The sequence below is a fragment of the Cellulomonas jepli genome, assembly GCF_047229345.1.
GTDB lineage: Bacteria > Actinomycetota > Actinomycetes > Actinomycetales > Cellulomonadaceae > Cellulomonas_A.
On sequence record NZ_JBFTER010000147.1, the window covers coordinates 1 to 10074 of the forward strand.

15 protein-coding genes and 1 pseudogene are annotated in these 10074 nt (G+C 76.6%); 9 read left to right on the plus strand and 7 right to left on the minus strand.

Annotated features, from left to right (window positions below; genetic code table 11):
* The coding region (locus AB6N24_RS21770) for an ATP-binding protein (RefSeq protein WP_412871455.1) at positions 1–357 on the minus strand (357 nt) is incomplete at its 3' end.
* Complete coding sequence (locus tag AB6N24_RS21775; RefSeq protein ID WP_412871456.1) at positions 339–551, minus strand: hypothetical protein; 213 nt, start codon at positions 549–551, stop codon at positions 339–341. The genes AB6N24_RS21770 and AB6N24_RS21775, both read right to left, overlap by 19 nt.
* Positions 552–810: 259 nt before the next feature.
* On the opposite strand from AB6N24_RS21775, the gene AB6N24_RS21780 reads away from it, so the two are divergent.
* The 5 genes and pseudogenes from AB6N24_RS21780 to AB6N24_RS21800 all read left to right on the plus strand — a co-directional run bounded on the left by AB6N24_RS21780 (position 811) and on the right by AB6N24_RS21800 (position 3566).
* Positions 811–1506, plus strand: a complete 696-nt coding sequence (locus tag AB6N24_RS21780; RefSeq protein WP_412871457.1) for an HAD-IA family hydrolase — start codon at positions 811–813, stop codon at positions 1504–1506.
* 33 nt (positions 1507–1539) lie between these two features.
* Complete coding sequence (locus AB6N24_RS21785) at positions 1540–1863, plus strand: hypothetical protein (RefSeq protein ID WP_412871458.1); 324 nt, start codon at positions 1540–1542, stop codon at positions 1861–1863.
* A 40-nt stretch (positions 1864–1903) separates the two neighbouring features.
* Positions 1904–2407, plus strand: a pseudogene (locus AB6N24_RS21790) (RDD family protein); the annotation flags it as partial.
* A gap of 29 nt (positions 2408–2436) precedes the next feature.
* On the plus strand, positions 2437–3135 hold the full coding sequence (locus AB6N24_RS21795; RefSeq protein WP_412871468.1) for a hypothetical protein: 699 nt from the start codon (positions 2437–2439) through the stop codon (positions 3133–3135).
* 158 nt (positions 3136–3293) lie between these two features.
* The gene (locus tag AB6N24_RS21800; RefSeq protein WP_412871459.1) at positions 3294–3566 is read left to right on the plus strand and encodes a PspC domain-containing protein; all 273 of its coding nucleotides are present in this window, start codon (positions 3294–3296) and stop codon (positions 3564–3566) included.
* 99 nt (positions 3567–3665) lie between these two features.
* On the opposite strand, the gene AB6N24_RS21805 is transcribed toward AB6N24_RS21800, so the two are convergent.
* On the minus strand, positions 3666–3923 hold the full coding sequence (locus AB6N24_RS21805) for a hypothetical protein (RefSeq protein ID WP_258724356.1): 258 nt from the start codon (positions 3921–3923) through the stop codon (positions 3666–3668).
* Positions 3924–4049: 126 nt separating this feature from the next.
* A complete protein-coding gene (locus tag AB6N24_RS21810) occupies positions 4050–5039 on the minus strand; it encodes an aldo/keto reductase (protein ID WP_412871460.1) in 990 nt (329 codons plus the stop codon).
* Positions 5040–5248: 209 nt separating this feature from the next.
* Here AB6N24_RS21810 and AB6N24_RS21815 point away from each other — a divergent pair, with 209 nt between their 5' ends.
* Positions 5249–5698 carry an ATP-binding protein gene (locus AB6N24_RS21815; protein ID WP_412871461.1) on the plus strand — a complete coding sequence of 150 codons (450 nt, stop codon included), beginning with the start codon at positions 5249–5251 and terminating at the stop codon, positions 5696–5698.
* A 139-nt stretch (positions 5699–5837) separates the two neighbouring features.
* Positions 5838–6113, plus strand: a complete 276-nt coding sequence (locus tag AB6N24_RS21820; protein WP_412871462.1) for a hypothetical protein — start codon at positions 5838–5840, stop codon at positions 6111–6113.
* Here the strand turns inward: AB6N24_RS21820 and AB6N24_RS21825 are convergent.
* From AB6N24_RS21825 to AB6N24_RS21835, 3 genes are all read right to left on the minus strand, one after another.
* Complete coding sequence (locus AB6N24_RS21825) at positions 6097–6609, minus strand: DUF3592 domain-containing protein (protein WP_412871463.1); 513 nt, start codon at positions 6607–6609, stop codon at positions 6097–6099. The two genes, AB6N24_RS21820 and AB6N24_RS21825, sit on opposite strands and share 17 nt — an antisense overlap.
* A 164-nt stretch (positions 6610–6773) precedes the next feature.
* A complete protein-coding gene (locus AB6N24_RS21830) occupies positions 6774–7502 on the minus strand; it encodes a glutamine amidotransferase (protein WP_412871464.1) in 729 nt (242 codons plus the stop codon).
* Positions 7503–7639: 137 nt separating this feature from the next.
* Positions 7640–7876 carry a hypothetical protein gene (locus AB6N24_RS21835; protein ID WP_412871465.1) on the minus strand — a complete coding sequence of 79 codons (237 nt, stop codon included), beginning with the start codon at positions 7874–7876 and terminating at the stop codon, positions 7640–7642.
* 145 nt (positions 7877–8021) lie between these two features.
* On the opposite strand from AB6N24_RS21835, the gene AB6N24_RS21840 reads away from it, so the two are divergent.
* Positions 8022–9362 carry a MinD/ParA family ATP-binding protein gene (locus AB6N24_RS21840; RefSeq protein WP_412871466.1) on the plus strand — a complete coding sequence of 447 codons (1341 nt, stop codon included), beginning with the start codon at positions 8022–8024 and terminating at the stop codon, positions 9360–9362.
* Between the two features lie 123 nt (positions 9363–9485).
* Positions 9486–10046 (plus strand): RNA polymerase sigma factor, encoded by a 561-nt coding sequence (locus tag AB6N24_RS21845; protein ID WP_412871467.1) that lies wholly within the window; start codon positions 9486–9488, stop codon positions 10044–10046.
* Positions 10047–10074 lie beyond the last annotated feature (28 nt).

A 10074-nucleotide genomic window follows, 5' to 3' on the forward strand; every position in this document is an offset into this window, starting at 1 on the left:
GGCGAGGCCGGCGCCGCGCCGCGCGGGCACGAGCCGCGTGAGCACCGGGCGGGCGTCCACGGCCGGCTCGACGACCTCCGGCGCCTGGTCCCGCAGGCGCGCGAGCGCCTCCGCGAACGGCAGGTAGGGCAGGCCGATCTCCCCGAGGTCCACGCAGTGCACCGTCACGACCGTCGCGCCCGCCAGCTCCGCGAGCTCGGCGGTGCGACGCAGCAGGCGCGTCTTGCCGACCCCGGCGTCGGCGCCCAGGAGCACCGCGCCGGGCTGCCCCGCGCCGGCGCGCCCGAGCGCGTCCGTGAGCCGCCGGACCTCGTCGGCCCGGGCGACGAACGGGGTGATCACCGCGCTGCGTGCCATGCCCCCGATCCTGGCAGGTGCCACCCACGACCGGGGCGCACCTGCGCGGCCGTGCGGACCTGCCGCCGGGGGTCGCGCCCGTCGGCCCGCTCGGCCACGCGCCCCCGCGCCCGGCCGGTCCGCGACGCCGCGTGCAGCTGCTCGGCCCGGTAGGCCACCTCGGCGTCGAGCGCCGGTCCCCACATCCCGTTCATGTCGGCTCCTCCTCCGTGGTGCAGGACCCGCTCCTGCACGACCTTCACGCTGCTCCTGAGGGGGGTGGATGCGGATCGGTCGGTCGACGGGTCGTGGGTGCCGGTCCGCGTCTGAGGAGCCCCTGAGGTACCTCAGACGCGCCGGGCGAGGCCTGATCTGCGGTTCGGGCGCGCGACCGCTCTCGCGCCCACCGGGCCTGCTCCGGGCCCGGGAGCAGCGGATTCGGCCCCGGCGGGCGGCCCGTGACACCCTCGGGGCATGCCCCTGTCGACCGCTGCCCCCGGTTCCGTGCTGTTCGACGGCGCGACGTTCGAGGCCGTGCTCTTCGACATGGACGGCACGCTCATCTCCTCGCTCGCGTCCGTCGTCCGCAGCTGGACCCGCCTCGCGCACGAGTTCCGCATCGACGACGTGCGGGCCCGCGAGTTCCGGTTCCACGGCGTGCCCGCGCGGGACATCGTCGACACGCTGCTCGCCGACCGGGAGCCCGAGGAGCGCGCCCGGGCGCTGCGCCGCATCGTCGAGCTCGAGGTCACCGACACGGGCGACATCGAGGTGCTGCCCGGCGCCGCGGAGGCGCTCGCCGCGCTCGCGGGCACCGGGCGCAGCGCCATCGTCACGTCGTGCGACCTGACCCTCGCGCGGGCGCGGCTCGCGGCCACCGGGCTCGCCGTCCCCGACGTGGTCGTGACGGCCGACGACGTGGCGCGCGGCAAGCCCGACCCCGAGCCGTACGTGCTCGGTGCACGCCGGCTCGGCGTCGACCCGGCGCGGTGCCTCGTCGTCGAGGACGCCGCTGCGGGGCTCGACTCGGGCCGCGACGCGGGTGCGGCGACGCTCGCCCTCGCGACCCAGTCGCACGGGGACACGCTGACCGCCGACGTCGTGGTCGCGGACCTCGGGTCCGTGCGGTTCGACGTCTCCGGGGCCGGCGTCCGCGTCCTCGCCGTCTGACGCAGGCCGCACCGACCGCACCGGCCGCCCACCGTGCCCTCGTACCGCGTCACGCTCGGCGTCGGGCTGCTCCGCGGGGCGACTGCACCCGAGGACGTGCTGCCCGCCGCCACCGCCGCGGCGCGCGCGCTCGTGACCGTCGAGGCGTACGACCTCGGGGTCGTGCGGGGCCGTGCCCGCATCACGGTGCGGTTCACCGCCGACGACGACCCCGCGGCGCTGCACGTCGCCGGCGTCGTCACCCGCACCGTCACCGACCTCGCGACCGTGGACCAGCCGCAGGTCACGCGTCGCTGGGGCAACCGCTGGTACCCGCTGCGCGCGGACGGCCGGATCCCGCGGCCCCCGACCGGCTGATCCGCCTCCGCGCGCGCCGTGCCTGCGCCAGGATGACGGCATGACCACCGCAGGGGGCGGCGGGGCGACCGGCGGTGGACCGCCGACGCCCGCGCACGCCGAGGGGAGCCCGGCCCGTCCGCACGCCGCCGGGCCGCACGCCGAGGAGCGCCCGCACGAGCCGGACGCCGAGCTGCCGGCTTCCTCGGGAGCCGCGACCGACTGGCCCGGCCTGGACGTCCCGGAGACTCGGAGCTGGTGGCCGCGCGCCGCCGGTCCGCGCTACGCCTCCTGGGTCGCGCGCGTCGTCGCGCACCTGCTCGACGGCGCCCTCCTCGGTGCGGTCACGTACCTCGCCTTCGCCGTCCAGCCGGTCGCGGCGCCGACGTTCGCGCCGTCCCTCGCCCCCGGGAACGGCGCACCGTTCGCGCCGGGGTCCTGGTGGGACAGCCCGTGGGTCGTGCTGACGCTCGTCGTGCTCGCGGTCCTGCAGGCGTACGTCGGCTCCACGCCCGGCAAGCTCGTCGTCGGGATCGCGGTCGCGCGCGACTCCGACGGGCGTCCGCCGGGCTGGTCCGCACGGTCGTCCGCTGGGTGGCGCACCTGCTCGACGCGATCCTGTACGTCGGGTACCTGCGGCCCCTGTGGCACGCCGAGCGCCGCACGTTCGCCGACAGCCTGCTCTCGACCGTCGTGGTCCGGCGGGACGACGCCCGCACGCCCGCCTGGTGGTCCGGCGGGCTCGCGCGCACGGGCGTCGCCGCCTCCGCGGTCGTGTGCGTCGCGGCCGCGGGGTTCCAGCTCGCGCCGCAGTCCGCGACGTCCTCGGACACGGTGACGTCCGACTGCATGGTGCCGGGCACGCAGGGGTCGGCTGGCCCGGGCGCAGGCGGCAGCGTCGCGGTGTCGGCCCAGGAGGGCCCCGTGAGCCGGTGGGGCGTGGTGCGACGTCAGGCCCAGCGGGAGGGCTCGGTCGAGGTGCGGTGGGAGCGCACGGGCACGGTCGCGACTCCCGGTGCGTACCGGCTCCGGGTCGCGCGGCCCGACGGCACCGGCGCGCGCACGTTCCAGGTCGACGTCGTCTCGGCTGCGGCCGACGGCACCGCCGAGCTCGAGAACCCGGGGGCGGCACCGTTCGAGGACTTCTGGCTCGAGGACGCGACCGTCGTCGCACGGCTGGCACCGGAGGCGCTCGAGGAGCTCGGCGACCGCTGGGAGTGGACGCTCACGAGCGACGCCGGCGGCACCCTCACCGGCCCGTGCACGGGAACCGCCGCGCGGTGGGGCGCCTGACCGCTCGCCCCTCAGAGCGCTGTCGGGGACGGGGTCAGGGCAGCGTCAGGGCGCGGTCCGGGTCGGCTCAGGGCCCGCCCCCGATGTGGGCGTGGGTGCCGTGGGGGCACCGTGGAGGTGTCAGAGCGACACACCACGAACGAAGGAACGTGAACCCCGTGACCAGCATCCACGAGACCCTCGGCCGCGACGGCCTGATCCGCCCCGTCCAGGGCCGCGTGCTCGGCGGCGTGTGCGCCGGGCTCGGCCGCCGGTTCGGGCTCGACCCCTGGCCCGCGCGCCTGCTCTTCCTGCTCGTCCTCATGGTCATCCCGGGCAGCCAGCTCATCGTGTACCCGGTCCTCTGGATCCTCATGCCGTCCGAGGACAAGCTCGCCCGCGTGCACGCCGGCTACCCGGCACCGGGCGTCCCGACGCCGCCTGCGGCGTGACGCCCGGAACCACACGAGCCACCCGGCGGCCCGGCCCTGCACGGGTCGGGCACCGACCCGGGCCTGCACGGGCCGTCCGCCGGCCGGGCCGGTCGGCCGTCAGCGCTCGGTGACGTCCACCTCGAACTCGAACCCGTCGAGCAGCTCCGCGGCGTGGCGCTGGGCGACCCCCGTCGCCGTCTCGAGGTCGGGCGCCTCGCCCGGCACCGTGAACGTCACGGGGCCGGGCAGCGGCGCGCCGGGCAGCGCGGCCTCGTCGGCGACGTCGTCGACCGCCCCCAGGGCGTCGGCCATGCCGGCGCGGGTGTCGTCGTCGGGCACGTCCTGGACGGTGATGCGGGCGAGGTAGTCGGGCACCCGCCCATCGTCCTGCACGCCGCCGACATCCCACTGCCGGTCACCGCCGGTCGTCGGCTCCGCCCCTGCCCCTGCCCCTGCCCTTGCCCAGCCCGACCCACGGCCCGGCACCCGTCCCGGTGACGGTCAGCCCGACCCGCGGCCCAGCAGCAGCTCGATCTCCCCGTGCGCCGCGGGGTCGAGCGGTCCGGCTGCGAGCGCCCCGACGTTCTCCTCGACCTGACGCACGTCCCGGAAGCCGGGCAGCGGCACGGCGCGCTCGTCGTGCGCCCAGATCCACCCGATCGCCCCCTGTGCGAGCGTGCGGCCGTCCGCGGTGAGGGCCTCGCGCACGGCGTCGACCCGCTCGAGCATCTCCGGGGCCGGCGCGCCGCCGGCGAACCAGCGCATCCACTCCGGCTCGCGCCCCCGCACGTCGTCCGCGGGCAGCCGGCTCGTGGCGGCGTACCGCCCGCCGAGGAGGCCCATCGCGAGCGGCGAGCGCACGAGCACCCCGAGGTCGTGCCGCTCGGCGAGCGCGAGCATCGGGGCGTTGTCGTCGAGCACGTTGAGCTGGACCTGCACGACGGCGAGGTGCGGGGCGTGCGCGAGCACCTCGACCTCGTCGGGGTCGTCGGTGCTGACGCCCCACCACCGCACGAGCCCGTCGTCGACGAGCTGCTCGAGCGTCGCGGCGAGCTCCTCGGCGACCGCCGCACCCGCCGTCGGCGTGTGCAGCTGGTAGAGGTCGACGTGGTCGCGCCCGAGCCGGCGCAGCGAGGCGTGCAGCGCGTCGCGCACGTAGGCGGGGGAGACGTCGACGCCCGTGAGCTGGCGGGTCGCGGGGTCGATCGTGTTGCCGAACTTCGTCGCCACGAGCACGTCGGGGTGCGCCGCGAGCACCGGGGCGAGCAGCTCCTCGCTGCGGCCCGCGCCGTACGCGTCGGCGGTGTCGAGCAGGGTCACGCCCATCTCGACGCCGCGGTGCAGGGCTCGGGTCGCCTCGTCCTCGTCGACGCCCGCGTACCCGAGCGGCTGGTCGCCGCTCGCCATCCGGCCGCCGAGGGCCCAGCAGCCGAGGCCGAGCGCGCTGGTGTCCAGTCCGGAGCGTCCGAGGCGTCGTCGCGGGAACGTCATGAGGTCCAGGCTGCCACGCCCCGGGGCCCGTGTCCGCTCCGACGCCGGACCGCGTCGAGGTGCACCCCCGGGCCCGCGTGCCAGCCGGGACTTGACCGGCCGATGACCCTGCGTTGATCGATCTCGGGACCTCGATCCGGGGCGCCGCTCACCGGATCGGGTCGACTGTTCACCCGGCGAACTCCGGCGCAGTCGGGCACAGTGGACCGGTGGGCGATGTCAGGGAGCTGCGAAGCGCTGCGAGCGCGCGCCGTCAGGACGCCCGCGCGCACACCGTCGAGCTGGTCCTGACGCCGGAGCGCGCGGCCCCGCGCGCTGCCCGGCACTGGATCATGCGGTCGATCGCCGAGGCCGGTGTGCACGGGGTCTCGAACCAGGTCATCGAGCTCCTCGCGGGCGAGGTCGTGGCCAACGCGGTGCTGCACGGGCCGCCCGACGGCGAGATCCGGGTCGAGGTCCGCGTCGACGGCGAGGCGGTCAAGGTGTCGGTCACCGACCAGAGCCCCGAGCGTCCGCGCGTCCTGCACCCGGCCCCGACCGCGGCGAGCGGGCGCGGCATGGCGCTCGTGGCCGCGCTGTCGACCGCGTGGGGCATCGAGCGTCGCGAGCCGGGCGGCAAGACCGTCTGGTTCACCGTCGATCCCGAGGCCGAGCGCTAGGACTCCGCGCGGATCTGGACGCCCGTCCGAGTGAATCCCGGCGCGCGCCGGGGTGCCGTCGCCGTCCGTTCCTCAGCATCGGGCGCGCCGTACCGATGCGCTCCTCGTCACCGTGGACACCGACGAGGAGGGCCGCCTGATGGCAGCGCACGAGACCGCAGTGCCGGAGTGGAAGCTCAACCGCGAGTCCGACACGCTCCGCGAGCGTGCCAAGAGCTCGATGATCGTCTGGGCCCTCGTCGTCGGCGTCGGGGCGGCCGCCGCGATCGCGTCCTACGCGTCCGCGCTGCGGACCCTCGGCACCGCGCTCTCGGTCACCGCGGTCCTCGCGGGCGGCGCCATGCTGGCGCGGGCCGTGCACGGCTGGGCCACGGCGGACCGGCGGGCCGCGCGGAACCTCACGACCGGCGGGTGACCTGCGCGCGGGCCCGGCGCACGCGGGCGGCGAGCGCGAGGGCGACGCCCGCGAGGACGAGCCCGAGGACACCGGCCCCGACGAGCAGCGGCAGCCGCGAGGGGCGGTCGGCCAGCACGACGTCGTACGGGTCGTCCGCGTCGTAGCGGACCGCGATCCGGGAGCCGGGCTCGAGCCCCGCGGTCGTCGGCACGTCGAGCGTGAGCGTCGGGCCGTCCGGGTCGAGGTCCTGGACCGCACTGACGGAGCCGTCGCCGACGTCCTGCACGACGACCCAGCCGTACTCGGCCTCGGTCTCGAACGCGGCGTCGCGCACGCCGACGAGCGCGCTGCCGGCGACCAGGGCGAGCGCGAGCACGCCGAGCAGCACGGGGAGCCAGGCCGGTGTCGTGCTGCGGGCGCTCGCGGGCGGTGGCGTCGTGGGGGCGGGTCCGGGCGTCGACGTGACGGTCGGGACGCCGCGGGAGGCGGTCGACAGCTCTCGGCGGGTCACCACGGTGCTGGGCTCCTCGGGTCGGCTCGCGCCGGTACGCGCCGACGCGTCGCCGCGACGTGCGTGCGGCGAGGCGAAGTTAGCCAGCCGCCGGCCCCGGGACAATGGGTACCGATCGGTAACAATGCGGGCGGGACGTTTCGAATCGATTCGTCAGCCCGTCGCGCTCACCCGAAGAGCCGCACGAAGTTCCGGAGGATGGTCGGGGGGTGCGTGACGGCGCCCCGTCGCACCCGTTCCTCGACCCGCTGCGCGTCCTCCGGCGGGAAGTAGCCGGCGTGCCGGTAGACCTCGATCCGCGTCACGATCCCCTCGACGTCGAGCTCGGGGTGGAACTGCGTGGCGTACAGGTGCTCGCGCACGCGGAACATCTGCACGGGGCACGACGCCGACGACGCGAGCAGCACCGCGTGCGCCGGCAGGGTCCGGCACGCCTCCCGGTGCCCCACGAACGCCTCGAACGCCCGCGGCACCCCCGCGAGCAGCGGGTCGGCGGCGCCCGCGTCGGTCAGCGTCACCTCGACCGAGCCGATCTCCTCGGCGTACGTGCCGTCGATCACGGCCCCCTGGTGCGCGCCGAGCGTCCTGACGCCGTAGCAGGCACCGAGGAACGGGTGGTCCCGCGCGACGATCTCGTCGAGCAGCGGGGCGAGCTCGGCCTCGACGCGCTGCTGCACCGCGGACTTGCGGTCGGGCGGGTCCGTCGAGTTGAACGGGCTGCCGCCGACCAGGACGCCCGCGTACCGGTCGAGGTCGATCCGCGGGAGCGGCCCGGCCTCCATGCGGACGCGGTGCAGGCGCTCGGGGGGGAGCCCGCCGTAGCGGAGCATCGCGGCGTACTCGCCGTCGGCAGCAGGGTCGTCGGCGCGGGACGCCAGCAGGAGGAACGGCCGCACGCCACGAGCGTAGGGGCGGGTACCCGGACCCGCGCGGGCGGTCGCCGGGTGCCGTGGCCGGGTGGCGTCGGCGGGCGGACCCCGCGTACGGGCGTCAGCGGGCGAACCTCAGCGGGGAGGCCGCAGCCCGTCAGGCGTCAGCAGGCGCGCTCGGCCTGCGTCGTCGTGCTGGCGGGGACCCACCGGGTGCCCGACGCGAGCCCGCCGTCGACCAGGCCGAGCCGCGGGCCGAGCGGGCGCGCGGCCGCGTACTCGGGTGGGGGTCCGCCGGCGAAGCACCGGCACGCACCGTCCGTGTGCACGAGCGACGCGTACGGCCGGGCGGCGCACGGCACGGCGGCCGGGCTGCCCACGCGCGTCGTCGTCATCGTCATGCCCCCTCTATCGGAACCGCTTCGACACCCTTGAGGAGCGGCGCGGGTGGAGTCCGATACCGGACCTTCGGGCACACTTGGGCACGTCAGGGCGATGCGGCGTAGGTTCGTGCCTGGCGTGACCGTCGACGAAAGAGGCCGACCCATGAGCGAGAGCAGTGCGCTGACGGCAGACCCGTCACCCGGTCCGTCCGCCGTCCAGGCAGTGGTCCGGGCGGACGGGACCGCGGAGGTCGTCGTCGACGGCTCCGTGCGCCGGGTGGCCCTCGGCAGCGTCGCCGAGGCGGGCGCCGCGGTGACCGGGCTCGTCGCCGAGATCGCCGCGGGGCTCGGACGCCCCGTCCCCGCGACCGTCGAGGACCCGGACGGCGTCTGGTCGCTGCTGATCCACCCGGACGGCAGCGTCGAGGAGGCGCCGACCACGGTCCCCGACACCGCGTCGGGCGCGACCCCCGCCGTCCCCGCGCCCGTGGCCGAGACCCGCGCGCCCGCCGAGGAGCGCACCCGCACCCGCACCGGGGAGCACCGGACCGTCGCCGCGGCCGGGCAGGCGCCGACGCTCGACGACCTGCTCGCGACCCGCCGGCGCACCGCGCAGCAGGGCGCCGCGCACAACGGCTGGCAGGCCGGGCTCCGCCGCGTCACCGGGGGACTGGTCTCGCCGGCGCCGGGCCGCGCCGAGCGCGCGCGCCGGGCTGCGATCGACTCCGTCCAGCGCAGCCTGGACGGCCCCAAGACGATCGTCGTGATCAACCCCAAGGGCGGCGCGCACAAGACCACCGCGACGCTGCTCATGGCCGCGACGTTCGGGATCCACCGCGGCGGGTACACGCTCGCGTGGGACAACAACGAGACCCGCGGCACGCTCGGCTGGCGCTCGACGCACGCCCGGCACTCGAACACCGCGGTCAACCTGCTCCAGGACATCGGGCGGTTCACCGACCTCGCCTCGGCGCGCGTCGGCGACCTCGACAGCTACGTGCGCTCGCAGGGCCGCTCGCAGTTCGACGTCCTGGCCTCCGACGAGGACGCCGCGTCGGCCGCGTCGGTCGACGCGCAGGGGTTCACGTCGCTGCACACCGCGCTCTCGCGGTTCTACCGGGTCATGGTCATCGACACCGGCAACAACATGCGCGCCTCGAACTGGCAGGCCGCGATCGACGCCGCCGACCAGCTCGTCATCGTCTCGACGGTCCGCGAGGACACCGCGCAGTCCGCGGCGTGGGCGATCGACGCGCTCCGGGCGACCGGGCACGCCGAGATGGTGCGCCACGCGGTCACGGTGCTCTCGGCGCCCGAGCCCAAGGTCGACAAGCACCTGCGCAAGCGGCTGCACGAGCACTTCGGTGCGCTGACCCGCGCGGTGCTCGACGTCCCGCACGACAAGCGCCTGATCCCCGGCGGACCCATCGAGTACGAGTCGCTGCACCGCCGCACGCGCGACGCGTGGCTGCAGGTCACGGCGACGGTGGCCGACGGCCTCTGAGCCGCCGCGCCGCTGCGGGTCCTGCCCGGTCCTGCCGCCGGTGCAAGACGGCGGGGCGACGCGACACAGGGCGGGTACAGGCACCCGTCCGCCCGTGACGCGCCACCAGCCCCAGGAGCCCCCGTGCAGCCCCGGACCAGCCCGAGCCCGGACGTCCCCGTCGACCCCGACCGTCCTGTCGCGCCGACGCCGTCGGGCGGCCCGCGCGACGACGCCTGGTTCGAGGAGCTCTTCCGTGAGCACGCGACCGCGGTGCTGCGCTACCTGGTGCGGCGCGGGGCGCGCGGTGACGCGGAGGACCTCGCGGCGGACGTGCTCGCCGTCGCGTGGCGCCGGCGTGCCGACGTCCCGCTCGGCGCCGAGCTGCCGTGGCTGTACCGGACCGCCGGCTTCGTGCTCGCGAACCACCGGCGCAAGGGCCGGCCGGTCCCCGTGGGCGACGTGCCGGACGTCGCGGCCGGCGACGACCCCGCGGAGCTGGCGGTGACCGACGAGCGCGTGCGCGAGGTGCTCGGCGCGCTGAGCCCGCGCGACCGCCGGGTGCTGCTGCTCAACGCGTGGGAGGGGCTCACGGGGGACGCGCTCGCGGACGTGCTCGGGATCTCGCGCGGAGGCGCGGACGCGGCGCTCTCGCGGGCGCGGGCCCGCCTGCGCGAGGCGTGGGCGGGCGCCCTCGAGCCGTAGGCGCGCCCCAGTCACATATACACAAATC

Bases quoted from the DNA above. Each gene is read 5' to 3' on its own strand.
- AB6N24_RS21775 (WP_412871456.1), bottom strand. From the start codon at position 551: ATGAACGGGATGTGGGGACCGGCGCTCGACGCCGAGGTGGCCTACCGG.
- AB6N24_RS21780 (WP_412871457.1), top strand. From the start codon at position 811: ATGCCCCTGTCGACCGCTGCCCCCGGTTCCGTGCTGTTCGACGGCGCG.
- AB6N24_RS21810 (WP_412871460.1), bottom strand. From the start codon at position 5,039: ATGACGTTCCCGCGACGACGCCTCGGACGCTCCGGACTGGACACCAGC.
- AB6N24_RS21820 (WP_412871462.1), top strand. From the start codon at position 5,838: ATGGCAGCGCACGAGACCGCAGTGCCGGAGTGGAAGCTCAACCGCGAG.
- AB6N24_RS21835 (WP_412871465.1), bottom strand. From the start codon at position 7,876: ATGACGATGACGACGACGCGCGTGGGCAGCCCGGCCGCCGTGCCGTGC.
- AB6N24_RS21840 (WP_412871466.1), top strand. From the start codon at position 8,022: ATGAGCGAGAGCAGTGCGCTGACGGCAGACCCGTCACCCGGTCCGTCC.